This window comes from Ideonella sp. P3_A4, assembly GCF_056403075.1.
The window spans coordinates 1-25995 of the sequence record NZ_JBFUGE010000001.1 but is presented as its reverse complement, the minus strand read 5'-3'; the positions used below and the strand labels follow the sequence as shown (position 1 = coordinate 25995).

Genomic DNA, 25995 nt, shown 5'->3' with positions numbered 1-25995 from the left:
GACAGCCCGACGCGTTTTCGGTTACCGGGCGATTACGTGCTTATGCAGCTGCGTGCGTCGAAGCCCGCGCTGCCGCCACATCGGTGACGGCCAGCGCGGTCATGTTGACGACCCGCCGCATCGTCGCCGAGGGCGTCAGGATGTGCGCCGTGGCCGCCGCGCCGAGCAGGATCGGGCCCACCGTCACGCCGTGGCCGCCAGTGACCTTCAGCACGTTGAACAGGATGTTCGCGGCGTCGATGTTCGGCAACACCAGCAGGTTCGCCGCACCAGTCAGCGTGGTGTCGGGCAACACCGCGCGGCGAATGGTTTCGGACAACGCCGCGTCGCCCTGCATTTCGCCGTCGCTTTCAATGCCTGGGCAACGCTGCACGAAAAGCTCGCGCGCCGCACGCATGCGCTTGGCCGACGCACGAGTCGACGAGCCGTACATCGAATGCGACAAGAAGGCCACCTTGGCCGGCATGCCGAAGCGCTGCACCTCTTCGGCCGCCATCTGCGCGATCTCGGCCAGTTGCTCGGCTGTCGGCTCTTCGTTGACGAAGGTGTCGGCAATGAACAGCGTGTGCTGCTCCAGCATCAGCGCGTTCATCGTCGCCATCGTGCCGGAGCCGGGCCGCGCACCGATCACGTTCTTGACATGGTCGAAGTGGTGGTCGAAGCGGCCGACCAAGCCGCACAGCAGCGCATCGGCATCGCCGCGGCGCACCAGCATCGACGAGATCAGCGTGTTCGAGCGGCGCAGCGCCGCCTTGGCCGCATCGGGCGAGATGCCGTCGCGGCCCATCAGGCGGTGGTAGTCCTCCCAGCAGGCGCGGTAACGCGGGTCGTCTTCCGGGTCGACCAGCTCGAAGTCGACGCCAGCCTTCAGCCGCAAGCCGGCCCGCTCGATGCGCATCTCGATCACGCTCGGCCGGCCGACCAGGATCGGCTGGGCCAGCCCTTCGTCCTTGACCACCTGCACGGCGCGCAGCACCCGCTCGTCTTCGCCCTCGGCGTAGACCACGCGCGCGGGCTTGGCCTTGGCGGCCAGGAAGACCGGGCGCATGAACATGCCGGTCTGGTAGACGTATTTGGTCAGCTGCTCGCGGTAGGCCTGCGGGTCGGTGATCGGCCGCGTCGCCACACCCGACTCGGCCGCCGCCAACGCCACCGCCGGCGCAATGCGCAGGATCAGCCGCGCGTCGAACGGCGTCGGGATCAGGTAGTCGGGCCCGAACTTCAGCTCCTGGCCGGCGTAGGCCGCGGCGACCTCGTCACTCGTTTCGGCCTTGGCCAAGGCGGCGATCTCGTGCACGCACGCGAGCTTCATCGCTTCGGTGATGCGCGTCGCGCCGCAGTCCAGCGCGCCGCGGAAGATGTACGGGAAGCACAGGACGTTGTTGACCTGGTTCGGGTAGTCCGAACGGCCGGTGGCGATGATGCAGTCGGGCCGCGCGGCCTTCGCGATCTCGGGCCTGATCTCGGGCTCGGGGTTGGCCAGCGCCAGGATGATCGGCTTGGCGGCCATGGTCTTGACCATCTCGCCGGTCAGCACACCGGCGGCAGAGCAGCCGAGAAACACGTCGGCACCGTCGACCACATCGGCCAGCGTGCGCGCCGTCGTGTGCTGGCAGTAGCGGCGCTTGGACGGGTCCAGCGTATCGCCGCGGCCTTCGCGTACGACGCCCTTGGAGTCGACGACGAAGATGTTCTCGCGCTTGACGCCGAGACTCACCATCAGGTCGAGGCAGGCGATGGCCGCGGCGCCGGCGCCCGAGACCGCGAGCTTGACCTCGCCGATCTTCTTGCCGACCAGCTCCAGCCCGTTGATCAGCGCAGCGCTGGAGATGATCGCGGTGCCGTGCTGGTCGTCATGGAAGACGGGGATGTTCAGCCGCTCGCGCAGCTTCTGCTCGACGTAGAAGCACTCGGGCGCCTTGATGTCTTCGAGGTTGATGCCGCCCAGCGTCGGCTCCAGCGCGGCGATGATCTCGACCAGCTTGTCGGGGTCGTTCTCGGCCAGCTCGATGTCGAACACGTCGATGCCGGCGAACTTCTTGAACAGGCACCCTTTGCCCTCCATCACCGGCTTGCCGGCCAGCGGGCCGATGTTGCCCAGGCCCAGCACGGCAGTGCCATTGGTCACCACGCCGACCAGGTTGGCGCGCGAGGTGAAATCGGCCGCCAGCTTCGGGTCTTCTTCGATCGCGAGGCAGGCATAGGCCACACCGGGCGAGTAGGCCAGCGACAGGTCGCGCTGGTTCGATAGCGGCTTGGTCGGCGTGACGGCGATCTTGCCGCGTGTCGGGCTGCGGTGGTATTCGAGCGCGGCGTCGCGCAAGGCCTGTTCGGCCGGGGTCAGGGGGGAAGCCATGTCGTTGTCTCCTCGCGGGGCTTGCTTGCAGGTCTTGTGCCCAGCGTAGCAGCCTAACGTGGCATGGCCGATGTGGAAAGCCGCGATCGCGGCGGCGCCGCAACGCTCAGCGGGCCGCGCGCTCGCAGGCAGCCGGCGCGACGGCCGCAACGCGCGTCGCTTCACGCGACTGTTTGTCGAACCAGGCCTGCAGCAACTCGCCCGGGCCGGCAGCCGCACCGTTGCAAGGGCGGTTCTTGTAGCTGGACCAGACGGGCTTGTCGCCGTCCCAACGCAACATTCGGCTGTGCACCTCGTCGGCGCCGTAGCCGATCACGCCGATGCGGCGTTCCGACAGGTAGCCCAGCAGTTGCTCGGCGGTGTCGGCACCGCCGCGTTCGCAGTGGCGCGCGGCGTGGCCCCATTCGGTCGCGATCACCGGGTGCGTCGCAGCGAAGCGGCCGAAGCGCTGGTCCCAGCCGGCGGGTGAGTTGTCTTCGGAGCCGAAGTACGGGTGCACCGCATAGGCCAGTTGGCCCAGCGGATCGTTCAGCGCCGGAGCCCCGTCCAGCCGCTGGGCGCCACGCAGGCCGTCAGCGATCAGCAGGTTGCGCACGCCGCTCTTGCGCAGCGCATCAATCAGCGCCTGGTGGCCGGCGCGCCAGGCTTCCCACATGCCCGGCCCGGGATCGGGTGGGCTGGCCGGTTCATTGAAGAGCTCGAACGCGATGCCGAGGTCGTTGGCGAAGCTGGGCGCCACGGCCGTCCAAGCCCTCAGAGCTGATGCCTTGGGCAGCATCTCGACCGGCTTGACGCCTGTGCGCCCTTCCCACTGCAGCGACAGGATCACGCTGAAGCCGGCGCGGCGGGCCTGCGCCACCGCCTCCTTCACCTCGCCCAGGTAGTCCTTGTCGAACTCGGGCGACTGCGGGTCGAGAAAGGGCTGGCCAATCTGCAGCCGCACGACGTCGGCACCGATCGCGCGTGCGAGCTCGATCGCCGTGGCGCCATAGCGCTCGCGCGCGGCGCCGGTGCTCGGGTCTGCTGCGCGCTTGCTCGGCAGCAGCCGGCCGAAGAACGACAAGCCATGCGGCACCCAGGGCTTGCAGTCGCGCAGCAGCTGGCGGCCGCCGCTTTGCACGCCCAGCACGCCGGTGTCGGCCGCTGCCGAGGCCCAACCAACCGTTGCGGCCAGGCAGCCGGCAACGACGAAGCGACACCAGCGGCGGCTCATCGGCACCGCCCCGTCAGGCTGCGGCGCGCTTGGCCAGGATCTCGAACGCCGGCAGCGTCTTGCCTTCCAGGATCTCGAGGAAGGCGCCGCCGCCGGTGGAGATGTAGCCAACGTCCTTTTCGATGCCGTACTTGGCGATCGCGGCCAGCGTGTCGCCACCACCGGCGATGCTGAACGCGTCGCTGTCAGCGATCGCGCGGGCGATGGTCTCTGTACCCTTGGCGAAGGCGTCGAACTCGAACACACCGACCGGACCGTTCCAGACGATGGTGCCGGCCGCCTTCAGTTGCGCAGCCAGCTTGGCAGCCGTCTTCGGGCCGATGTCCAGGATCAGGTCGTCATCGGCGACGTCGGTCGCGGCCTTGACGGTGGCCGGTGCATCGGCGGCAAAGGCTTTCGCGGTCACCACGTCTTCAGGGATTGGCACCTCGGCGCCGCGGGCCTTCATCKCCGCGATCACCGCGGTGGCGTCGCCCAGCAGGTCGGGCTCGGCCAGGCTCTTGCCGATCTTCAGGCCGGCGGCCAGCATGAAGGTGTTGGCGATGCCGCCGCCGACGATCAGGCCGTCGACGTTCTTGGCCAGCGCCTGCAGGATGGTCAGCTTGGTCGAGACCTTCGAGCCGGCGACGATCGCCACCAGCGGCCGCTTCGGATTGGCGAGCGCTTTGCCGATCGCGTCGATCTCGGCCGCCAGCAGCGGGCCGGCGCAGGCCACCGGCGCAAACTGCGCGATGCCGTAGGTCGAGGCCTCGGCACGGTGGGCGGTGCCGAAGGCGTCGTGCACGAAGATGTCGCACAGCGCGGCCATCTTCTTCGCCAGCTCTTCGTTGTTCTTCTTTTCGCCCTTGTTCAGGCGGCAGTTCTCGAGCAGCACGGCCTGGCCGGGCTTCACGTCGACGCCGTCGACCCAATTGGCGACCAGCTTGACCTCGCGGCCCAGCAACTCAGCCAAGCGCTCGGCCACGGGCTTCAGCGAATCCTCGGGCTTGAACTCGCCCTCGGTCGGGCGGCCCAGGTGGCTGGTGACCATCACCGCGGCGCCGGCGTCCAGCGCCAGCTTGATGCACGGCACCGACGCGCGGATGCGGGTGTCTTCGGTGATGCGGCCGGCGTCGTCCTGCGGCACGTTCAGGTCGGCGCGGATGAACACGCGCTTGCCCTGCACTTGGCCCTGGGCAACGAGGTCGGAAAAGCGGAGCACTTTCATCATGGTCGTTCTCGGATAGGAAAAGGAAGACGGGAGCGGCGCCAGACCTGCGTCCGGTACCGGGCGCCTTACCAGCCCAGGCCGAATCGCAGTGCCAGCAGCACCGTGGTGCCGCAGACGATGGTGCCGAGGATGCCACGGCGCCACCAGTACCACAGCGCCCCAGCGGCGGCGGCGTACAGGCGCGCATCCTGCCACGTCTGGATCAGGTGGCCGTCCTTCATGATGACTTCAGGGGCGATCACGGCCACCAACGCGGCCAGCGGCGCGTAGCGAAGCGCCTCGCGCAGCCACAGCGGAATCGGCACTTCGCGCTGCGGCAGCAGGAAGAACGAGCGCGTCAGCACGGTGATGAGGCCAAGCCCCAGGATCGAGATCGCGGCTTCCCAGGTGCTCATGATCCGGCTCCTGGGGGGACGGCCGGTTTGAAGTGGTCCAGCACGATGCCCACCGCGACCGCCGCGGCGATGGCGACGACGATGTTCAGCTTGAACGGCAGCGCAAAGGCCGCCACCGCGGCGCAGGCGGCGATGGCTGCGGCGATCCAGGTCTGCCGGTCTGTCAGCAGCGAGCCGGTCAAACCGATCAGCGCCAACGTGCCGGCGAAGCCCAGGCCCCAGGCCGTGGGGATGCGGTCGGCCAGCGCGATGCCCAGCAGCGACATCGCCTGCCAGGTGACCCAGTTGATCGAGACACCGCCCCAGAAGTACGGGCCTTGGTCCGCCGACGGCTTGGGCTCGGGAAAACGTCGCATGAACATCACGTAGTTCAAGTCGGCGGTGAAGTAGCCGTGCAGCAGCCGCTCGCGCAGCGGCAGGTGGCCGAAATACGGCCGCCAGCCGGCGCTGAAAATCACGAAACGCAGGTTGACGCAAGCCGCAGTCGCCCACACCACCCAGATCGGCGCGTCGCTGGCGATCAGCGGCAGCGAAGCCAGCTGCGCACTGCCGGCGAAGACAACAAAGGTCATCAGCAACGCCAGCGGGATCGGCAACCCGCTCTTGACCATCGCCACGCCGGTCACCAGGCCCCACGCAGCGAGGCCCAGAGCAATGCCAGTCATCTCACGGGCGCCGCGGCGGAATTCGGGGTGTTGCCAGATTGGCGTGGACAGCGGGGGCGGCGGCGCAACATCGGGCATCCAGCCATTGTCCTATGGGGTTTTCACCCATGGGGGATACACATTCGTGCGCAGATGCGGGTCGGCTGTGCATGGACRCACAGCAAGAACGCCCGATCAGTGAGAGCTGGCGACCTTCTTGGCGCGGGCTTCCTTGCCCTTGGTCTCGCCGTCGGCCTTGGTGGTCTTCTCAGGCTCGTCTTCGGACTCGGCCGCCTTGGCCTTCGGCGCTTCGGCTTTCAGCTGCGGCGGGACCGGTTCGAGCTTGTTCTCGCGCATGTAATCGTCCATCTCGCGCCAGCCGGCGTAGATGGCGGCCTTGTCGGCCTTCTTGTTCAGCGTGTAGCAGTCTTCGATCGCCCGGCCGGCGTGGCGGCAGGCGGCGCCGACGGCCTTGCCTTCAGCGGCCTTGCGCTCGGCAACGACTGTCGCGCCTTCGATGCCCAGCATGTCGCAGCCGGCCAGCCAGAGGCAAACCGGGGTGACGAGGGCGAGAAGGGCGCGGCGCATGGTGGGTGGGTGGTCTGTAGGCACAGGACTGCCCGGTTTATCGGCCCGCCCGCCGCGGACTTGAGACCCCGATTCAGCGAGCAGCCAGGCCGGAACGGGCCATTTCGAGCAGTCGCTCGACCCGCTCTTCGGTGCTCGGGTGGGTCGAGAACAAGCCGCGCAGGCCGCCACCCGACAGCGGGTTCATGATCATCATCTGCGCCGTCTCGGGGTGACGCTCGGCGGTTTCCAGCGGCAGGCCTTGGGCGACGCGGTGGATCTTTTGCAGTGCCGAGGCCAGCGCCTGTGGGTCACCCGAGATCTCGGCGCCGCCGCGGTCGGCTTCGAACTCGCGGGCACGGCTGATCGCCATCTGGATCAGGCCGGCGGCGATCGGCGCCAGGATCATCACCAGGATCGACACGATCGGGTTGACCGGGCGACCTTCGTCGTCACGACCGCCGAAGAACATGGCGAAATTGGCCAACATCGAGATCGCACCAGCCATCGTCGCGCTGATGGTCGAGATCAGGATGTCGCGGTGCTTCACGTGCGCCAGCTCGTGCGCCATCACGCCGCGCAGTTCGCGCTCGCTCAGCGTGCGCAGGATGCCTGTGGTCGCGGCCACGGCTGCATGGCTCGGGTTGCGGCCAGTGGCAAACGCGTTCGGCGCGTCTTCGTTGATCAGGTAGACGCGCGGCATCGGCAGCTGGGCCCGCTCGGCCAGCTCTTGCACCATGCGGTAGAACTGCGGCGAGCTCTGGGCATCGACCTCCTGCGCGTTGTACATGCGCAGCACCAGCTTGTCGGAGAACCAGTAGCTGAAAACATTCATGCCCAGCGCCACGACCAGCGCCAGCACCATGCCCTGCTGGCCACCGAGCAGGCGACCGATGGTCATGAACAGGGCGGTGATCGCCGCCATCAGGACAGCGGTCTTCAACAGGTTGAACATGGCAGGTGGTTCCTCGGCGCCGGCAATGGCGGCGCGCATCAATGCGGATACCGGCTCAGATGCGGCCGGGGGTCACGAGTTCAATGGGGCGCCAGGTCGGTGCCCAGCAGGTCGGGCCTGGCCTGGATGAAGGCGGCCGCCGGCAGGCGCTTGCCGCCTGGGCGCTGCAGCTGCAGCAGGTCCAGCCCGCCGTCGCCGCAGGCCACCGTCAGGCGCGCGGCATCTGCGTGAACCACTCGGCCAGGCTGCGCCTGCACGTCCGGCCTCAGCTTGGCCTGCCAGAGCTTCACGGCTTCGCCGCCGCAGTCGAAGCTGGCGCCGGGGAAGGGGTCGAACGCGCGCACGCGGCGCTCGATCACCGCGGCCGGCAGCGTCCAGTCGATCGCCGCCTCGGTCTTGGCGATCTTGTGGGCGTAGGTCACGCCTTCGTCAGGCTGCGGCACCGCGGTCAGACGACCCGCCGCAGCGTCGGCCAGTGCCTGCACGATCATCGTGGCGCCCAGCGCGGCCAGCCGGTCGTGCAGCGCGCCGGTGGTGTCGCCCGGCCGGATCGGCTCGCGCCCGATGGACAGCATCGCGCCGGTGTCCAGCCCTTCGTCCATCTGCATGATCGTGATGCCGGTCTCGCCGTCGCCGGCTTCGATCGCCCGGTGGATGGGTGCGGCGCCACGCCAGCGCGGCAGCAGCGAGCCGTGGATGTTCAGGCAGCCCAGGCGCGGCAGGGTCAACACCCAGCGCGGCAGGATCAGGCCGTAGGCAGCCACCACCATCACGTCCAGCGCGGCAGCTTCGAGCTCAACGCGAGCGGCAGCAGCGTCCTCCGCGTACCTGCCGTCCAGTTTCAGTCCCTGAGGCTGGGCCACACCCAGGCCGTGAGCGAGTGCCAACTGCTTGACTGGCGACGGCGTCAGCTTCATACCGCGGCCGGCGGGTCGGTCGGGTTGCGTCAGCACCAGCGGCACCGTGTAGCCGGCGGCGTGGATGACCGCCAGCGCTGCGGCAGCGAATTCCGGCGTACCGGCGAACGCGACGCGCAGAGGCCTCATCGATGCTTTTGCTCGTCGCGGGTCTTCTTCAGCATCTTGGTCTTGATGCGTTCGCGCTTGAGCGGGCTCAGGTACTCGACGAACACCTTGCCGAGCAAGTGGTCCATCTCGTGCTGCACGCAGACCGCCGTCAGCCCCTCGGCGTCGAACTCGTACGGCTTGCCGTCGCGGCCCAGCGCACGCACGGTCACCTTGGCGTGGCGCGGCACGGCGTCGTACACCGTCGGCACCGACAGGCAGCCTTCTTCGCCGACCATCATCTCTTCGCTGGTACTCACCAACTCGGGGTTGATCAGCACCCGCGGCTCGTCGCGCTGCTCGGAGGTGTCCATCACCAGAATGCGGCGGTGCACGTCGACTTGCGTCGCCGCGAGGCCGACGCCGTCGGCGTCGTACATGGTTTGCAGCATGTCATCGACCAGCTGGCGCGTGGCATCGTCAACCTCGGTGACGGGCGCCGCCACGGTGTGCAAACGGGGGTCAGGGTATCGCAGGATCGAAAGCAGGGCCATGGGTTCGGTGGGCCATGAAGGCCTTGGGGCTTGCCCCAGGTTGTCAACAGCACGCAACGTTTGCGGCCCGCCCAGGTGACAAAGGGTTGCACCGTGCAGGCCAGTTTGTTTGCGATATCAATGCTTTAGGGGCAGAATTTGCGGAGCTTCATTAGCTTTTGGTTTCGGCTGAGCAACGGCTTGAAGCCCGACCCTGCAAGGGGTCTGGCCGCCGTCTGCGCAACCGGAATTGTTGCACTGCCTTTGATTTCCGGCTCGTCGCCCGGGAGAGTCCATTCATGAGCCGATTCGCGCGTCTGCCCCTTGTGCCGCCTTCCAGCTGGTTCGTGGCCGTGTCCTTGGGGTTGGGCGCTGCGGCGTCAGCCGGGGCCGCCACCTACCCGATCACCCCGGGCCAACGAGCCACCGCCCAGCAGGTGGCCGAAACCGGTGTGCCGCTGTCCGAGCTGTCGCCCAATGCGCCGGACAGCTACACCATCAAGCGTGGAGACACGCTGTGGGATATCTCCAAGCTGTTCCTCAAGAGCCCGTGGCGCTGGCCCGAGCTGTGGGGGATGAACATGGACGACATCCGCAACCCGCACCTGATCTATCCGGGCCAGATCCTGTACCTGGACAAGACCGGCGGCCGCGCCCGCCTGCGCACCGCCAAGCCGATCGGCGACGAGAAGTTGTCGCCGCGGGTGCGCGCCGAGGAGCTGCCGAGCGACGCGATCGCGTCGGTGCCGATGCACCTGATCGGCCCGTTCTTGAACGACGCCGTGGTGCTGGACAGCAACACGCTGGCCACCGCGCCGCGCGTGGTCGCCACCCAGGAAGGCCGGGTCATCGTGTCCAAGGGCGAGAACGCCTACGTGCGCGGTGACCTGTCGGCGGCCCGCAACTGGCAACTGTTCCGGGAGCCGAAGCCCCTGGTCGACCCCATCACGCAGGAGGTGCTGGGCTTCGAGGCCCGCTATGTCGGCTCGGCCGACTATGTGAGGCCCGGCGAAGTTCGCCCCACACCGGACGGCAAGACCGAAATCATCCCGGCGACGATCACCGTCACCAACCTGCGCGAAGAAGTGAACATCGGCGACCGCCTGTCGCCCGCGCCGGCGCGCGATGTCGACCCGTTCGCCCCGCACGCACCTGGCGCACCGATGTCGGGCCGCATCATTTCGGTCTACGGCGATGGCCTGAACGCCGGTCAGAACCAGATCGTCTCGCTGAACAAGGGGGCCCGCGACGGCATGGAGCGTGGCCACGTGATGGCCGTCTGGCGCGCCGGTACCCAGCGTGTCGACAACACCGAAGACAAACGCGAACTGATCCGCCTACCGGACGAGCGTCACGGCCTGATGTTCGTGTTCCGCGTGTTTGAGCGCGTGTCGTACGCCCTGATCCTGAACGTGCAGGATCCGGTCACCGCCGGCGACCTGTTCACCCAGCCCTGATCGCCCTTCGGCCTGGGCGGCGGCCCAGCCGCCGTCTTTCGCCATGCCACCCGACACTGCCCTGCCCGCCGAAGAACTGCGGGCTTGGCTGCGCTTGGTCCACTCACCGGGCCTCAGCCCAGGCGCCGCACGGCGTCTGCTAGCGGCGTTCGGGTCGCCAGAGCAAGCGGTTTCCGCCGGCCCCGGCGCTTGGCGAGAAATTGCCGGTGCGGACGCTGCACAGGCATTGCAGCAGCCCAGCCTCGATCCGGCCGCGCTGTTTGACACCACCCAGGCCTGGTTGGCCGCCGACCCGGTTCGGCGCCATGTGTTGACGCTGGGTGACCCCGCCTATCCGCCGGCCCTGCTGGAAACCGCCGATCCGCCGCTACTGCTGTACGCGCAGGGCCGGATCGACTTGTTGACGAGGCCCTCGATCGCGATCGTCGGCAGCCGCCATGCGACGCCGGGCGGGCTGGACAACGCGCGCGCCTTCGCTACCCACCTCAGCCAGGCCGGCATGGTGATCGTCTCCGGCCTCGCGCTGGGCATCGACGGTGCCGCCCACGAAGGCGCCCTCGACGGCGCAGGCACCGGCGGCGGCACCATCGCGGTGGTCGGCACCGGGCTGGACCGTGTCTACCCCAAGCGCCACCACGCGCTGGCGCACCGCCTCAGCGAAGAGGCGGGGCTGATGTTGAGCGAATTTGCGCTCGGCAGCATGCCGCTGCCAAGCCACTTTCCGCGCCGCAACCGCATCATTGCCGGGTTGACGCTGGGCACGCTCGTGGTCGAGGCCGCCGTCCAGTCGGGCTCGCTGATCACCGCCCGGCTGGCCGTCGAGTGCGGGCGCGAGGTGTTCGCGATCCCTGGCTCGATCCACAGCCCGCAGTCGCGTGGCTGCCACCGGCTGATCAAGGACGGCGCCAAGCTGGTCGAAACCGCCGACGACATCGTGCAGGAGCTGCGTCTGCCGATGCCTCCCGTATCGGTGACCAGCACATCAGCCGCCACGGAAGGCGGTGGCAGCACGCAGCGCCCCGACCCGCTGCTCGCCGCGCTGGGCCACGACCCGGTCACGCTCGACGCGCTGTCGGCACGGTTGGGCTGGCCGACCGCCGAGCTGCAAGCTCGCCTGCTGGAGATGGAGCTCGATGGCAGGCTGGCCCGCCTGCCGGGCGGGCTGTTCCAGCGCCGCGGCACCGGCTGATCCGATCTTTCGAGCATCCGCCAGGCCGCGGAAAACAGCACGCCAACGCCCGGATGACCCCGGGTGATTCCCGCCAATTGCCGCCGACCCGGCCCAGGGCACTCGGGTATAGTCAATCCATGTTCGACGTTCTGGTCTACCTGTACGAAAACTACTGGCGGCCCGACGCCTGCCCGGACCACGCACAGCTGAGCCGCAAACTGTCGGCCGTGGGCTTTGAGTCGGACGAGATCCAAGAAGCATTGCACTGGCTGGACGGCCTGGCGATGCGCACGGGCGAACTGAGCGCAGAAGCACCCACCGGCGCCGCACCACTGGCTCAGTCCTCGGCCGGCATTCGCGTCTACCTGCGCGAAGAGCAGGAATTGCTGGGTGACGAATCGATCGGCTTCATCAGCTTTCTCGAAGCCGCCGGCGTGCTGACGCCGCCGCTGCGCGAGATGGTGATCGATCGCGCCACCGCGGTGGGCTCCGGCCCGCTGGAGCTGGACGACCTGAAGATCATCGTGCTGATGGTTTTCTGGAGTCTGGGCGAAGAGCCCGACGCGCTGATCCTCGACGAACTGTTCGTCGCGCCCGAAGACCGATTGATCCACTGAAGTCAACGACCCCGGAAACGAAAACGGCAGCCCTGGAGGCTGCCGTTTGCTTTTGGGGCGCGCGGCGCTAGGCCAACAGGCGAGCGGGGTCGGCCTTGATCTTCTCGATTGCGTTGCGCGTCGCTGCCACGGTAAGCGATTCGTCCTGCAACGGCACCAGCAGCCCTGCCTGCAGGAAAGCCGCCAGGCGCGCCTTCTGGAACAGCACACAACGACCGTCGGCAGCCGAGAACAGCGACAGCTGGCGGCTCATGCCTTGCCAGACCAAACGCACCGACTGGTGACGGCCGCGGTACTCGAGCATGAAGGCGGCGCCCAGCTGCAGCTCGGACGCCCATTGCAGCATCGCCGGACCGGGCATCGAACCACCATCGGCCACGATCTCCAGGCCTTCCTGCTGGTGGCTGCCGCTGTCGAGCACCCAGGTTTCGTCGATCTCGACCTCTTCGTCGGGCAGCAGCTCCTCGATCATCTCGAGGCGCTCTTTCAGCTCGTCCAGCTGCTGCGGGCTGATCGCGGTCGAGCGAGCGCTGAAGGCGGCCGTCAAAGCCAAGTTCAGCGACTTGATCGCGTTGTCCTGCTTCTCGGCGGCCAGGCCGACCGAGGACATGCCCTGGCGCAACGTGGTCAGCAGCGGCGGCAGGCGGCGAATCACCTCGGCGCGGTCTTCGCGAGAGGTCTTGGCACTGGCCGTCCACAGCAATTCGCTGGCCGCAGCGCGCACCGTTTTCACCTCGGCGCTCTGCGGGCCATGGCGCACGGCGGCGGTGGCCAGCACATCGGCCCAGACGTGGAACATGAACTCGCGGATGCCTTCGTGCACCGGCACGTCACCCAGCAGCTTGCGCAGCTCGATCGTGTACTGGATCGCCAGCGTCTCGCGCTGCTCGACCTGCTGAGCCAGCGAGACGCCGGCCCGGCTCTTCTCGTTGTAGTCGCGGAAGTAGCCTTCGAGGAACTTCTCGAACTCGTTGAGCACGGTCTGGAACACGCGGCGACCGGTGTCCGGAAAGGCCTCGACGACCTGCACCACGCGCTTGATCTCAGCCTCGAGCGGGGTGCCCAGCACCTCGGCACCACCTTCGAAGCCCATGACGCAGGCGCCCATGCGGTCGATCAGGCGGCGCGCCGGGTGGTCGGCGGTGGAGAAGAAGTCGGGTTCGGCGATCGCGACGCGCAGCGTCGGCATCTGCAGCCGTGCGAACCAGACACGCAGCTGGGCCGGGATGCGCTCTTCAGTCAGGATGGCTTGGAACAGCAGCGCGACCAGCTCGACCGTGGCCCGCTCGGCCGGCGTGGTCGCCGCCGCTTTCAACGCGACCTGGCGTTCGCGCAGTTCCTGCAGCAACACTTCCGGCGTTGGACCCGGGCCGGCGACGCCGCCAGCAACCGCACCATCCCCCGCGGGGCCGCCGGCCTGCTGCACCAGGCGCTGCTGGGCCTGGTTCATCGCATCGGACAGGCGCGCCGACGCGGGGCGGGCATGCGCGGTGTCGCGGAAGCCTGGCAGGTGACGCTCCATCACCTCGGAGAAATGCTCCAGCACGACGTCGGCCCGCGCTGAGCCGCCGCCGGCCTGCCGGGTCATCATCCGGGTTTCGTCTTCGATGCTGTGGCCGTGCAGGATGCTCTGCGGCGGCCGCGGCCCACCAAACGGTTCACCTGGCGCGCCCGCGCCTTGAGCGGCTGCGCCGCCGCCCGAAGAACTGGCGCCGCCGCCGGTCATCGCCCCACCGGCACCGTAGCCCGTGGCGCCGTAGACGCTGGAGCGGCCGCCGGTAGACGGCATCGGGGCCGACGGCGTCGAGGTGGCCGTGTCGGCAAAGCGCGTGCTGGCCCCTGTGCGTGTCGGCGGAACTTCATCCAGCCGGCCGGGCGACGTGGAGGTGCCGTCCGATTTGCGGATTGCACCGCGCAGGTCGACCTCGGGCATCACGCCATGGTCGATCAGCCACTTGTTAACTTCTTTCCAGACGCCTTCGATCGGTTTGGCGCAGGCCTTGATCAGAACCTCTTCCAGGCCGCGCCACGATTCCAGCGCCAGGCCGGCAGCTGTCCAGGCGCTGACGACGGTCTGCGCCAACACCGGCGTGCGAAACAGGTCGTGCTCGTCCAACTCAGGTTGGCGCGCGAGCGCGAGCAGGCGGGCGCGCAGGTCGTTGTATTCCCAGATGCCTTTGTCCAGCATGCCCTGGGCCAGGCGTGACACCAGGATCTCGTACTGGATCGTGTCGTCGTCGACCAGCTTCAGGTCGAGCCCGCTGCTTGGACCCGTGGGCTTCGCGCTGGCAGCGGTCATGGAACCACCAGCTGCGATCTGTTGCCGCACCTGATCGGCCAGGCGCGCTGGCCACTGACCGCCGTGGCGCATCAGGTCCTGAAGCATATCGCGCCGTTGCTGCGCGATCGTGCGCTCGGCTGGCTTTTCGTTCAGCAGTTGCGCGCCGGCCAGAGCCGCGTCCGCCCAGGGCTGGAACTCCTTGACCAGGCGTTCAGCGTAGAACAGTCGCGCTTGATCGAGCAGGCTCGTCTGGGCCGAGGGAGCGGGCATGTGCGTCGGTGCGGCAGGCCGAGTGGAGGCGTTTGACTCTACACCACCGCCCCGGCGTTCGGGTCGTTCGGGTCGCCGCCTTCCTTGGCCGGGCCCGACTTCACCAGGTCTTCGCGCTTGACACCCAGCCACATCGCGATCGCCGCGGCCACGAAGACCGACGAGTAGATGCCGAACAGGATGCCGATGGTCAGTGCCACCGCAAAGTAATGCAGGGTCGGGCCACCGAACAGCAGCATCGACAGCACCATCATCTGGGTGCAGCCGTGGGTGATGATCGTGCGGCTCATCGTCGAGGTGATCGCATGGTCGATCACCTCGTGGGTGTTCATCTTGCGGTATTTGCGGAAGGCCTCACGAATCCGGTCGAAGATCACCACCGATTCATTGACCGAATAGCCCAGCACCGCCAGCACCGCCGCCAGCACCGAGAGTGAGAACTCCCACTGGAAGAAGGCGAAAAAGCCCAGGATGATCACCACGTCGTGCAAGTTGGCGATGATCGCGGCGACCGAGAACTTCCACTCGAAGCGGATCGCCAAGTAGATCATGATGCCGATGACGACGAAGGCCAGCGCCTTCGCGCCGTCCTGCGCCAGCTCGGCGCCGACCGACGGCCCAACGAACTCGGTACGCGACAGCTCGAACGGTTCGACGCCGCCGGCCTGCGTGCACGAAGGCCGCGTCACCAATTCGCCCTTCGGCGTGGTGACGGTCTTCTTTCCGACCACACCCGTGTCGGCTGCGCACAGTGCATCGAACACGTGCTGTGCGATCTCGGCCTGCTTGACGTCGGCGCGCACCGGCACGCGGATCATCACGTCCTGCGAGGTGCCGAAGTTCTGCACCTGCACTTCGCCGTAGCCGAGCTTGTCGACGGCCTCGCGCACATGGGCCAGATCGGCCGCTTGCGCGTAGTGGATCTCGGACACCGTGCCGCCGGTGAACTCGATCGAGAAATGCAGGCCGCGGGTGACCAGGAAGAACACCGCCGCAAAGAACGTGAGGGCCGAGATGATGTTGAACACCAGCGCATGCCGCATGAACGGGATGTCGCGCCGGATACGGAAGAATTCCATGGAATGACCTTTGTGGATTCAGCGTCGCGTGCGGCGCGGGTCAGGCCTGATCGGCCGTGTCGGTGGTGGCCGGCAGGGCCGAGCCCTCCGGTCGCCAGACTTGGCCGATCGACACCGACTTCAGCTTCTTCTGCCGGCCGTACCAGAGGTTGACCAGGCCACGCGAGAACATCACGGCCGAGAACATCGAGGTCAGGATGCCCAGGCAGTGCACGACCGCGAAGCCACGGATCGGGCCGGAGCCGAAGGCCAGCAGCGCCAGACCTGCGATCAGCGTGGTGATGTTCGAGTCCAGGATCGTCGCCCAGGCGCGTTCGTAGCCGGCGCTGATGGCAGCTTGCGGCGATGCGCCGCCGCGCAACTCTTCGCGCACGCGCTCATTGATCAGCACGTTCGAGTCGATTGCCATGCCCAGTGCCAGCGCAATCGCCGCGATACCGGGCAGCGACAGCGTGGCCTGCATCATCGACAGCACCGCAATCAGCATCAGCAGGTTGAAGGCCAGCGCCAGCGTCGAGAACATGCCGAACAGCAGGTAGTACAGGCACATGAAGACTGCAATCGCGGCGAAGCCATAGGTCACGCTCGCGAAGCCCTTGGCGATGTTGTCGGCGCCCAGGCTCGGGCCGATCGTGCGCTCTTCGATGATCTCCATCGGCGCCGCCAGCGAACCGGCGCGCAACAGCAGCGCCGTGTCATTGGCTTCTTGCGTTGTCATGCGACCGGAAATCTGCACGCGGCCACCGCCGATTTCAGAGCGGATCACCGGCGCCGTCACGACCTCGCCCTTGCCCTTTTCGAACAGCAGGATGGCCATGCGCTTGTTGACGTTCTCACGCGTCACGTCGCGGAAGATGCGTGCGCCCTTGGCGTCCAGCGTCAGGTGCACCGCCGGTTGCTGATGGTCATCGAAGCCGGGTTGGGCGTCGGTCAGGTTCTCGCCGGTCAGGATGACCTGGCGTTTGACGATCAGCGGGCCGCCGCCGCGTTCGACATAGCGCTCGGTACCGAAGGGCACCGGCGAAGCGCCAGCGGCCGCTGTCGCGGCTTCGGCTGAGTCATCGACGAGTCGCACTTCCAGCGTGGCGGTGCGGCCGATGATGTCCTTGGCCTTGGCGGTGTCCTGCACACCGGGCAATTGCACGACCACGCGGTCGGTGCCTTGCTGCTGGATCACCGGCTCGGCCACGCCCAGCTCGTTGACGCGGTTGTGCAGCGTGGTTATGTTCTGCTTCAGCGCCGCATCCTGTACCTTGCGCATCGCCTCGGGCTTCAGCGCACCGGTCAGCAGCAGGTCGCCATTGGCTGCCGAGCCTTCGGTCCAGATCACGTCAGGCTGCGTGTCATTCAGGACCGTCAGTGCAGCCGTGCGAGTCTCAGCGTCGCGGAAGCGCACTTCGACGCTGTTGCTTTCGCGCGCAATGCCGGCATGGCGGATGTTTTTGTCGCGCAACGTGGTGCGAATGTCGCCGGTCAGCGATTCGGCCTTCTTCGTCAGCGCGGCCTTCATGTCGACCTGCATCAGGAAGTGCACGCCGCCGCGCAGGTCCAACCCCAGGTACATCGGCAGCGCATGCAGCCTGCTCAACCACTGCGGCGAGCGCGAGACCAGGTTCAGCGCAACGATGTAGGAGGGGTCGTTCGGGTCGCCGTTCAGCGCCTTGCTGATCGCGTCCTTGGCCTTGATCTGGGTGTCGGTGTCGTGCAGGCGGGCCTTGACCGAATTGCCCTCGAACTGCACGAAGTCGGGCTGGATGCTGGCGCTTTGCAGCACCTGCTCGACCCGCCCAACGAGCGAGGCGTCGATCTTCAGCGTCGCCTTGCCGCTGGAGACCTGCACCGCCGGCGCTTCGCCGAAGAAGTTGGGCAGCGTATAGACCAGGCCCACGGCCAGCGCGAAGGCCAGCAGCAGGTACTTCCACAGAGGGTATCGATTCATGTCAGGCTTTCGTGCCGTGGACCGCCCGCCGCATCAGCAGCCGCGGCCAGGCGCATGCGGAGATGCGCCGGGTTGCCAGCAGGCTTATTTGTAGGTGCCCTTGGGCAGCACCTGAACGACGGACGAGCGCTGGACCTGGACTTCGACATCCTTGGCCACCTCGATGTGCAGCACGCTCTCGCCCATCTTGGCCACACGGCCGATCACGCCGCCACCGATGACCACCTCGTCACCCTTGGCCAGCGCGTCGATCATGGCGCGGTGTTCCTTCTGCCGCTTCATCTGCGGGCGGATCATCACGAAGTACATCACCGCGAACAGCACGATGAACATCGGAAACGGCCCCTGAAGGAAGCCGGCCAAGCCACCAGGGGTTGCAGGCGTTGCACCTTGGGCGTAGGCGTTGGAAATGAACACGAGAGTTTCCTTCTTCAGTGGCAGCGCGCCAGTCGGCGGGCGCGGCATTGTAGTTGTGGCGCTGTGGGGCCGAATCAAGCCTTCGGCCCAGCCGAAAACCTTGGGACAAACCCGCTGCAGCGCACCGCTATCGGGAAAACAAAAAGCCCTCGCTACACCGGGTAGAGAGGGCTTGATGGCAACCGTGGCGTCGGCTGAAATTTGGTTGCGGGGGCAGGATTTGAACCTGCGACCTTTGGGTTATGAGCCCAACGAGCTACCAGACTGCTCCACCCCGCGACAGAAAGACGGACTATAGCATGCAATTGCGTTAGAGGCCAGCCGCGTCCAAGCTTTTTGCAAAGCGGGCCGTGTTCTGGAAGCCAATGACCCGCGCATCGCGTGACTCGCTGCCGCGTGCGTCGAAGAAGATCGTGCCCGGTGGGCCGAAGAGCTGGAAGCGCTTCAACAACGCGCGGTCATCGTCGCTGTTGGCCGTGACGTCGGCCTTCAGCAACAGCGCCTTCGACAAACGCGCCTGGATTTGCGGGTCGCTGAAAGTGAAGCGCTCCATCTCCTTGCAGGACACGCACCAGTCGGCATAGAAGTCCAGCATCACCGGGCGGCCCGCTCGTTGCAGTTGCGCGTCCAGCTCGGCCACGCTCTTGACATGCATGAAAGCCAGGGACGGCGCCGCGCCGCGCGGTCCGGCTCCCTCCCCAGCAGAGGCTAGGTGGGCTAGCGGCTGCAGCGGATCACGCCCACCCGAAGCAGCACCGCCCAGCAGCATCACGCCCCACGCCAAGGCGGCCACACCCGCCGCGCGCTGCAACCAGACGCGTGGCGCAGCGCTATGCGGGTTGGCGTCGAAGGGCCGCAGCATGAAGCCCGACACGAGCAGCAAAGCGCCCCACAGGGCCAACACCGCCGCTGCTGGCAACACCGGCTGTACGACCCACAGCGCGACACCGAGCAGCACCAGGCCGAAGAAGCGCTTGATCACGTTCATCCAGGTGCCCGAGCGGGGCAACCAGGCGCCGGCCGAAGCGCCCAGCAACAGCAGCGGCGTACTCATGCCCACGGCCAGCGCAAACAGGGCGCTCGCCGACAGCACCACATCGCGCGTTTGGCTGAGAAACAGCAAGGCCCCCGCCAGCGGCGCCGTCACGCAAGGGCTGACGATCAGCGCAGACAGCCCGCCCATCAGGAACACGCCGACCAGCTGACCACCAGGCAGACGCCGCGAGGCGCCATCCAGTCGCGTGGCCAAGGCCGACGGCAGGCGCAGTTCGTAGACGTCGAACATCGACAGCGAGAACACGGCCAGCATCAGCGCGAAGCCGGCCAACACCGCCGGCTTTTGCAGCGTCGCAGCCAGGCCCTCACCCGCCAGTCCGGCGGCCACGCCAAGCCCGGTGTAGATCATGGCCATGCCGAGCGAATAGGAGACCGCCAACAAGAAGCCCCGTTGACGCGACACCTCCGCCCCGCCGGTCAGGATCGACGACAAGATCGGCAACATCGGCAGCACGCATGGCGTGAAGGCCAGCAGCAGCCCCATCAGCCAGAAGGCGCCCACAGCGGCCCACCAGGAGCCGCTCTTGAGCACTTGCTGCACGCGGTCGCCGTCGTTGTCTGACGAGTCCGCGGGAGCGGTCGAGCTGGCGTTTTGCGGCGACGCTTGCGCGGCGGACTTCAACAGCCCACCGGCGGTGGCGCCATCAGCCCCTGTGCTCGCCTGCGGCGCGCCGACCAAACTGGCCGTGCCATCCCCGCCAAAGCCGGTCAGCGACACACGCACCTGGCGCGTCAGCGGCGGGTAGCACAGGCCGGCATCGGCACAGCCTTGCGATACCACGTCGAGCGTGAAGCCGCCAGCGGCGGCCTGGGTCACCGGCACGCGCACCTCCAGCGGCCCGTGGTAGGTCTCGACGTTCTTCTGGAAGTTCTCGTCGAACTTGACATGACCAGCCGGCAGCACCGGCTCACCGACCGATGCCTCGGTCGTGTTGAAGTGGAACTTCTCGCGGTACAGGTAGTAGCCGGGCACCGTGCGGAAAGTCAGCAGCAACTCTTTTGGGCCGGCGGCGCGCACGTCAAGCGGAAACGCCTGCTCGGGCTCCAGGAAGTCATCGGCCGCGTGTGCCGCAGCCGAAGCCAGCAAACCGAGCACAGCCAGGGACAGCATGGCCAGCAGGCTGGCGAAGCGATGGAGCCAATTCAGCGGTCGGATCATGTCGTTCTCTGAGAGACCAGGGCGGCGCAGGTTCCGCGCCTTCCGATGCAGCAGCCTGATGGGCCGTGCAGACCAAGCAAAAAGGGCCAGCATAGCTGGCCCTTTTATTGCGAAAACCTCGGAAAGAGGATTCTTGACTTATTCGGCGACGCCTTCGACCGCTTCGCCCGCCACGTCAGGGCGATCGACCAGCTCGACATAGGCCATCGGCGCATTGTCGCCGACGCGGAAGCCCATCTTCAGGATCCGGGTGTAGCCACCCGGACGGGTCTGGTAACGCGGGCCCAGTTCGTTGAACAGCTTGGTCACGATGTCGCGGTCACGCAGGCGGGCAAAAGCCAGGCGGCGGTTGGCGACCGTGGCTTCCTTGCCCAGCGTGATCAGCGGCTCGACGACGCGGCGCAGTTCCTTGGCCTTGGGGACCGTGGTCTTGATGGCTTCGTGGCGCAGCAGCGAGACGCACATGTTGCGCAGCATCGCTTGGCGATGTTCGCTGGTGCGGTTGAGTTTGCGAAGTCCGTGGCGGTGACGCATGGTGGTGCTTTCCTTTCTTTATTGAACCCTGGCCGGATCAGGTACCAGGGGTTGCACCGGGCCGCACCGAGATGCGGCCCGTTCCTTGGACGGCGTTTTGTGCCGTCTTTTTCAGTTAACGCTTGTCCAGGCCCTGGGGCGGCCAGTTCTCGAGGCGTGCGCCCAGCGTGAGACCACGCGAAGCGAGCACTTCCTTGATTTCGTTGAGCGACTTGCGACCCAGGTTCGGGGTCTTCAGCAGCTCGGTCTCGGTGCGCTGGATCAGGTCGCCGATGTAGWMGATGTTSTCGKYCTTCAGGCAGTTGGCCGAACGCACCGWMAGCTCGAGCTCGTCGACCGGGCGCAGCAGGATCGGGTCGAACACCGCCGAGCTCTTGGCCGGCTGGTCGAAAGTGGCAATGTCGCCCACATCCAACTGGGCGAAGACGGCCAGCTGTTCAACCAGGATCTTGGCCGACGCGCGGATCGCTTCCTCCGGCGAAATGGCGCCGTTGGTTTCGATTTCCATCACCAGCTTGTCAAGATCGGTACGCTGCTCGACGCGGGCGTTTTCGACCGCATAGCTGACGCGCCTGACCGGCGAGAACGAAGCGTCCAGCACGATGCGGCCGATCGACTTGGTCGGCTCATCGCCGTAGCGGCGCAGGTTGCCAGGCACGTAGCCACGGCCCTTCTCGACCTTGATCTGCATGTCCAGCTTGCCACCCTGGGCCAGGTTGGCGATGACATGCTCAGGGTTGACGATTTCAACGTCGTGCGGGGTCTGGATGTCGGCCGCGGTGACCGGGCCCTCGCCTTCCTTGCGCAGCACCAGCGTGACTTCGTCGCGGTTGTGCAGGCGGAAAACCACGCCCTTCAGGTTCAGCATGATGTGCACGACGTCTTCGGCCACGCCGTCGATCGTCGAGTACTCATGCAGCACGCCGGCGATCGTGACCTCCGTCGGCGCGTAACCCACCATCGACGACAGCAGCACGCGACGCAGCGCGTTGCCGAGCGTGTGGCCATAACCACGCTCGAACGGCTCCAGCGTGACTTTGGCGCGGTGGCCGCCGAGCGGCTCCGCAACGATGGCTTTGGGTTTCAGCAGATTGGTTTGCATGTAAGTCCTGTTCCTCTCAATACCCTCGGCTCGTTACACCGATAAGGCTGGCGGACCACACCGGAGCACGAAAAACCCGCCGCGGGACCGGCTTGCCGCGGCGGGGTGGGCCGCATGCGCGCAGTGGCACGCACGCGCCAAATTGGCATCAACGTGAGTACAACTCGACGATCAGCGATTCATTGATCTCGGCACCGAATTCGTCGCGGTCCGGGACCTTCTTGAAGGTGCCTTCCAGCTTGGTGGCGTCGACCTGGACCCAGGCCGGCAGGCCGATGGATTCGGCCAGCTTCAGAGCGTCAACGACGCGCAGTTGCTTCTTCGACTTTTCGCGGATCGCGATCACGTCGCCGGCCTTGACCTGGTACGACGGGATGTTCACGACTTCGCCGTTGACCGTCAGTGCCTTGTGCGAGACCAGCTGGCGCGCTTCGGCGCGGGTCGAGCCAAAGCCCATGCGATAAACAACGTTGTCCAGGCGCGATTCCAGCAGGAACAGCAGGTTGGCGCCGGTGTTGCCCCTGCGGCGGTCGGCTTCGGCGAAGTAGCGGCGGAACTGGCGCTCCAGCACGCCATACATGCGCTTGACCTTCTGCTTTTCACGCAGCTGCAGACCGAAGTCGGAGGTGCGCGAGCCGGAGGTGCGGCCATGCTGGCCGGGCTTCGAATCGAATTTGGCCTTGTCGCTGATGGCGCGGCGGGCGCTCTTCAGGAACAGGTCGGTGCCTTCACGGCGGGACAGCTTGGCCTTGGGGCCGAGGTAACGTGCCACGTTGCTTCCTTCTTAGGTGTGTTACTGACGCGCCCAGTGGTCGGATTCGTTGAAAACGATTCGGACCGGCGCGCGAGTCTGGCGAATGTTGTAATTGACGCTCAGACGGTGGGCTTGGGAGTAAGGAAGCCGACCGCGGATCACTCCGGCGGTCGGCATTCGGGAAACTCTCGATTGTAGCAGGGTCGTCACAACCCTGCTGCGCTCAGATCCGGCGGCGCTTTTGGGGGCGGCAGCCGTTGTGCGGGATCGGGGTGATGTCCGAAATCGAGTTGATGCGGATGCCCAGCGAAGCCAGGGCGCGCACCGACGATTCGCGGCCAGGGCCCGGGCCCTTGATCCGAACGTCCAGATTCTTGATGCCTTGTTCTTGCGCAGCACGACCAGCCACTTCAGCAGCGACCTGGGCGGCGAACGGGGTCGACTTGCGCGAGCCCTTGAAGCCCTGACCGCCCGACGAGGCCCACGACAGCGCACCGCCTTGGCGGTCGGTGATCGTGATGATCGTGTTGTTGAACGAAGCATGCACGTGGGCAATGCCGTCCGCGATGTTCTTGCGGATCTTCTTGCTCACACGCCGCGCGGCGGTGTTGGCAGGTGCTTTGGCCATGTTGTGTTCTCTTTCCTAGTACCGTGGGCGACGCTTACTTCTTCAGCGCTGCTGCACCCTTGCGCGGACCCTTGCGGGTGCGGGCGTTGGTGCGGGTGCGCTGACCACGCATCGGCAGGCCACGGCGATGGCGGAAGCCGCGGTAGCAGCCCAAGTCCATCAGGCGCTTGATATTGATCGAGATCTCGCGGCGCAGGTCGCCTTCGATCGTCAGCTTGCCCACCTCTTCCCGGATCTTTTCCAGATCGGTGTCGGTCAGGTCCTTGATCTTCTTCGAGTAGGCGATGCCCACCGAGTCACAGATCTTCTGAGCGGTCGTGCGGCCGACGCCGTAGATGTGCGTCAGGCCAATTTCCGCGTGCTTGTGCGGCGGAATGTTGATACCAGCAATACGTGCCATTGTGCTTCCTTCGATTCGCTGTCAGCCGTGGCTCAACCCTGGCGCTGCTTATGGCGGGGGTCGGTGCAGATCACGCGAACCACGCCATTACGGCGGATGATCTTGCAGTTGCGGCACATTTTCTTGACCGAGGCCGAGACTTTCATGGTCTTCTCCGGGAGGGGTCCAAACGCTCTGGAACGTTATTCACTTTGCGCGGAAAACAATCCGAGCGCGACTCAAATCGTATGGGGTCAGTTCGACAGTCACCCGGTCGCCCGGCAGGATGCGGATGTAGTGCATCCGCATCTTGCCGGAGATGTGACCCAGAACCACATGCCCGTTTTCCAGCTTCACTCGGAAGGTGGCGTTGGGCAGGTTTTCCAGGATCTCACCCTGCATCTGGATGACGTCGTCTTTCGCCATTGTTWTTTCTGCTGGCAGCTGGCCGAGTCGGTTCAGCTGGCCTTGAAATTCGCCTTCTTCAGCAGAGACTCGTACTGCTGACTCATGAMATACGACTGCACTTGCGCCCAGAAGTCCATCGTGACGACCACGATGATCAGGAGCGAGGTGCCACCGAAATAGAAAGGCACGTTGTACTTCAGCACCAAGAACTCAGGCAGCAGGCAGACCAGCGTGATGTAGATCGCGCCAGCCAGCGTCAGCCGCGACAGGATCTTGTCGATGTGCTTGGCCGTCTGCTCACCCGGCCGGATGCCCGGAATGAACGCGCCGCTCTTCTTCAGGTTGTCTGCCGTCTCACGGCTGTTGAACACCAACGCCGTGTAGAAGAAGCAGAAGAAGACGATCATCGCGGCGTAAAGCAACACGTAGATCGGCTGACCCGGCGACAGCGCCGACGAGATGTCCTTCAGCCAACGCATGCCTTCGCCGGTGGCGAACCAACCCACGACCGTCGCCGGCAACAGGATGATCGACGACGCGAAGATCGGCGGGATCACGCCCGACATGTTTAGCTTYAGCGGCAGGTGCGACGACTGGCCACCATACACCTTGTTGCCGACCTGACGCTTGGCGTAGTTCACCAGGATCTTGCGCTGCCCCCGCTCGACAAACACGACGGCGAAGGTCACTGCCCCCACGATCGCGATGATGAACAGGCAAGCGATGATGCTCATGGCACCGGTACGCACCAGCTCGAACAGGCCACCGATCGCATTGGGCAAACCAGCGGCGATACCGCCAAAGATCAGGATCGAGATCCCGTTGCCCAGGCCCCGCTCGGTGATCTGCTCACCTAGCCACATCAGGAACATCGTGCCAGCCACCAAGCTGACCACCGCCGTGACACGGAAACCAAAGCCCGGGGCGATCACCAATCCTGCGGTGCCTTCGAGCGCCAGCGCAATGCCCAGCGACTGGAAGACGGCCAGCAGCAGCGTGCCGTAGCGCGTGTACTGAGTGATCTTGCGACGACCCGACTCACCTTCCTTCTTCAGCGCTTCGAGCGTCGGCACCACGTAGCTCATCAGCTGCATGATGATCGAGGCCGAGATGTACGGCATGATCCCCAGCGCGAACACCGTGAACCGCGACAGCGCGCCACCCGAGAACATGTTGAACAGGTTCAGGATGCCGCCCTGCTGACCTTGGAACAAGGCCTGCAGTTGCTGCGGATTGATGCCCGGCACAGGAATATGTGCGCCGATGCGGTAGACCACGAGCGCCAACAGCAAGAAGACCAGCCGACGACGCAGGTCGCCGAACTTGCCCGTCTTGGCCAGCTGATTCGGGGAGGTTGCCACGAGGGTGGGTGTCCTTCGAGTCGGTTGTCAGGCCGGGATCAGGCCAGCGAGCCGCCAGCGGCTTCGATCGCCACCTTGGCACCCGCGGTGGCACCGATGCCCTTGAGCGTGACCTTCTTGGTCAGCTCGCCGGACTTGATGACCTTGACGTTCTTGACCAGATCGGCCACCAGGCCGGCTTGCTTCAGCGTCAGCAGGTCCACTTCGTCCGCGCCCAGCGTCTGCAGTTCGAGCAGCGTGATTTCGGCGTTGAACTTCAGCAGCTGCGACTTGAAGCCGCGCTTGGGCAGGCGACGATGCAGCGGCATCTGACCGCCTTCGAAGCCCACCTTGTGGTAGCCGCCCGCACGGGACTTCTGGCCTTTGTGGCCACGGCCCGCAGTCTTACCCAGGCCCGAGCCGATGCCGCGGCCGACACGGCGCTTGGCATGCTTGGAGCCGGAGGCCGGCTTGATCGTGTTCAGTTGCATGTTGCTCTTCCTCGTGCGGTGGGCGCCTTACAGCAC

Annotated in this window: 26 protein-coding genes and 1 tRNA gene; 3 read left to right on the top strand and 24 right to left on the bottom strand. The window is 66.2% G+C overall.

Annotated features, from left to right (window positions below; translation table 11 throughout):
- Positions 1-40 precede the first annotated feature (40 nt).
- The 9 genes from AC1DYI_RS00135 to def form a co-directional block, all read right to left on the bottom strand.
- Positions 41-2356, bottom strand: coding sequence for an NADP-dependent malic enzyme (locus AC1DYI_RS00135; protein WP_477202038.1), 2316 nt, complete (start codon positions 2354-2356; stop codon positions 41-43).
- Positions 2357-2462: 106 nt separating this feature from the next.
- The gene (locus AC1DYI_RS00130; protein ID WP_477202037.1) at positions 2463-3569 is read right to left on the bottom strand and encodes a cellulase family glycosylhydrolase; all 1107 of its coding nucleotides are present in this window, start codon (positions 3567-3569) and stop codon (positions 2463-2465) included.
- A gap of 13 nt (positions 3570-3582) precedes the next feature.
- A complete protein-coding gene (locus AC1DYI_RS00125) occupies positions 3583-4776 on the bottom strand; it encodes a phosphoglycerate kinase (RefSeq protein ID WP_477202093.1) in 1194 nt (397 codons plus the stop codon).
- A 68-nt stretch (positions 4777-4844) separates the two neighbouring features.
- The gene (locus tag AC1DYI_RS00120; RefSeq protein WP_477202036.1) at positions 4845-5174 is read right to left on the bottom strand and encodes an AzlD domain-containing protein; all 330 of its coding nucleotides are present in this window, start codon (positions 5172-5174) and stop codon (positions 4845-4847) included.
- Positions 5171-5917, bottom strand: coding sequence for an AzlC family ABC transporter permease (locus AC1DYI_RS00115; RefSeq protein ID WP_477202035.1), 747 nt, complete (start codon positions 5915-5917; stop codon positions 5171-5173). Before AC1DYI_RS00115 ends, AC1DYI_RS00120 begins: the two co-directional genes overlap by 4 nt.
- Before the next feature lie 96 nt (positions 5918-6013).
- Positions 6014-6406: a hypothetical protein gene (locus tag AC1DYI_RS00110; RefSeq protein WP_477202034.1), complete on the bottom strand. Its 393-nt coding sequence runs from the start codon at positions 6404-6406 to the stop codon at positions 6014-6016.
- Positions 6407-6479: 73 nt separating this feature from the next.
- Complete coding sequence (gene htpX / locus AC1DYI_RS00105; RefSeq protein WP_477202033.1) at positions 6480-7340, bottom strand: zinc metalloprotease HtpX; 861 nt, start codon at positions 7338-7340, stop codon at positions 6480-6482.
- An 80-nt stretch (positions 7341-7420) separates the two neighbouring features.
- Entirely contained in the window at positions 7421-8377 is a 957-nt protein-coding gene (gene fmt, locus AC1DYI_RS00100; protein WP_477202092.1) for a methionyl-tRNA formyltransferase, read from the bottom strand.
- 5 nt (positions 8378-8382) lie between these two features.
- Positions 8383-8898 carry a peptide deformylase gene (def, locus tag AC1DYI_RS00095; protein ID WP_477202032.1) on the bottom strand — a complete coding sequence of 172 codons (516 nt, stop codon included), beginning with the start codon at positions 8896-8898 and terminating at the stop codon, positions 8383-8385.
- 278 nt (positions 8899-9176) lie between these two features.
- On the opposite strand from def, the gene AC1DYI_RS00090 reads away from it, so the two are divergent.
- The 3 genes from AC1DYI_RS00090 (at position 9177) to AC1DYI_RS00080 (ending at position 12122) form a co-directional block, all read left to right on the top strand.
- Positions 9177-10334: a LysM peptidoglycan-binding domain-containing protein gene (locus tag AC1DYI_RS00090; protein ID WP_477202031.1), complete on the top strand. Its 1158-nt coding sequence runs from the start codon at positions 9177-9179 to the stop codon at positions 10332-10334.
- A 43-nt stretch (positions 10335-10377) separates the two neighbouring features.
- Complete coding sequence (gene dprA / locus AC1DYI_RS00085) at positions 10378-11523, top strand: DNA-processing protein DprA (RefSeq protein WP_477202030.1); 1146 nt, start codon at positions 10378-10380, stop codon at positions 11521-11523.
- A gap of 119 nt (positions 11524-11642) precedes the next feature.
- Complete coding sequence (locus AC1DYI_RS00080; RefSeq protein ID WP_477202029.1) at positions 11643-12122, top strand: Smg family protein; 480 nt, start codon at positions 11643-11645, stop codon at positions 12120-12122.
- A gap of 67 nt (positions 12123-12189) precedes the next feature.
- Here AC1DYI_RS00080 and AC1DYI_RS00075 read toward each other — a convergent pair whose 3' ends face one another.
- The 15 genes from AC1DYI_RS00075 to rplO form a co-directional block, all read right to left on the bottom strand.
- Positions 12190-14673, bottom strand: a complete 2484-nt coding sequence (locus AC1DYI_RS00075; protein WP_477202028.1) for a DUF1631 family protein — start codon at positions 14671-14673, stop codon at positions 12190-12192.
- A 38-nt stretch (positions 14674-14711) separates the two neighbouring features.
- Complete coding sequence (gene secF / locus AC1DYI_RS00070) at positions 14712-15752, bottom strand: protein translocase subunit SecF (RefSeq protein WP_477202027.1); 1041 nt, start codon at positions 15750-15752, stop codon at positions 14712-14714.
- Positions 15753-15792: 40 nt separating this feature from the next.
- Positions 15793-17691: a protein translocase subunit SecD gene (gene secD / locus AC1DYI_RS00065; RefSeq protein ID WP_477202026.1), complete on the bottom strand. Its 1899-nt coding sequence runs from the start codon at positions 17689-17691 to the stop codon at positions 15793-15795.
- An 84-nt stretch (positions 17692-17775) separates the two neighbouring features.
- A complete protein-coding gene (gene yajC / locus AC1DYI_RS00060) occupies positions 17776-18108 on the bottom strand; it encodes a preprotein translocase subunit YajC (protein WP_477202025.1) in 333 nt (110 codons plus the stop codon).
- A gap of 202 nt (positions 18109-18310) precedes the next feature.
- A tRNA-Met gene (locus AC1DYI_RS00055) sits at positions 18311-18387 on the bottom strand.
- 31 nt (positions 18388-18418) lie between these two features.
- Positions 18419-20323 carry a protein-disulfide reductase DsbD gene (gene dsbD, locus AC1DYI_RS00050; RefSeq protein WP_477202024.1) on the bottom strand — a complete coding sequence of 635 codons (1905 nt, stop codon included), beginning with the start codon at positions 20321-20323 and terminating at the stop codon, positions 18419-18421.
- Positions 20324-20461: 138 nt separating this feature from the next.
- Positions 20462-20857, bottom strand: coding sequence for a 50S ribosomal protein L17 (gene rplQ, locus AC1DYI_RS00045; protein ID WP_477202023.1), 396 nt, complete (start codon positions 20855-20857; stop codon positions 20462-20464).
- Positions 20858-20972: 115 nt separating this feature from the next.
- Complete coding sequence (locus AC1DYI_RS00040; protein ID WP_477202022.1) at positions 20973-21959, bottom strand: DNA-directed RNA polymerase subunit alpha; 987 nt, start codon at positions 21957-21959, stop codon at positions 20973-20975.
- Positions 21960-22107: 148 nt separating this feature from the next.
- Entirely contained in the window at positions 22108-22731 is a 624-nt protein-coding gene (gene rpsD / locus AC1DYI_RS00035; protein WP_477202021.1) for a 30S ribosomal protein S4, read from the bottom strand.
- A gap of 205 nt (positions 22732-22936) precedes the next feature.
- Complete coding sequence (gene rpsK / locus AC1DYI_RS00030) at positions 22937-23341, bottom strand: 30S ribosomal protein S11 (RefSeq protein ID WP_324157739.1); 405 nt, start codon at positions 23339-23341, stop codon at positions 22937-22939.
- Positions 23342-23375: 34 nt separating this feature from the next.
- On the bottom strand, positions 23376-23741 hold the full coding sequence (rpsM, locus tag AC1DYI_RS00025; RefSeq protein WP_329718981.1) for a 30S ribosomal protein S13: 366 nt from the start codon (positions 23739-23741) through the stop codon (positions 23376-23378).
- A 32-nt stretch (positions 23742-23773) separates the two neighbouring features.
- On the bottom strand, positions 23774-23887 hold the full coding sequence (rpmJ, locus tag AC1DYI_RS00020; protein WP_058933616.1) for a 50S ribosomal protein L36: 114 nt from the start codon (positions 23885-23887) through the stop codon (positions 23774-23776).
- 40 nt (positions 23888-23927) lie between these two features.
- On the bottom strand, positions 23928-24146 hold the full coding sequence (infA, locus tag AC1DYI_RS00015; RefSeq protein ID WP_089416251.1) for a translation initiation factor IF-1: 219 nt from the start codon (positions 24144-24146) through the stop codon (positions 23928-23930).
- A 32-nt stretch (positions 24147-24178) separates the two neighbouring features.
- On the bottom strand, positions 24179-25489 hold the full coding sequence (secY, locus tag AC1DYI_RS00010) for a preprotein translocase subunit SecY (RefSeq protein WP_477202020.1): 1311 nt from the start codon (positions 25487-25489) through the stop codon (positions 24179-24181).
- A 38-nt stretch (positions 25490-25527) separates the two neighbouring features.
- On the bottom strand, positions 25528-25959 hold the full coding sequence (gene rplO, locus AC1DYI_RS00005; protein WP_477202019.1) for a 50S ribosomal protein L15: 432 nt from the start codon (positions 25957-25959) through the stop codon (positions 25528-25530).
- Between the last annotated feature and the right edge of the window lie 36 nt (positions 25960-25995).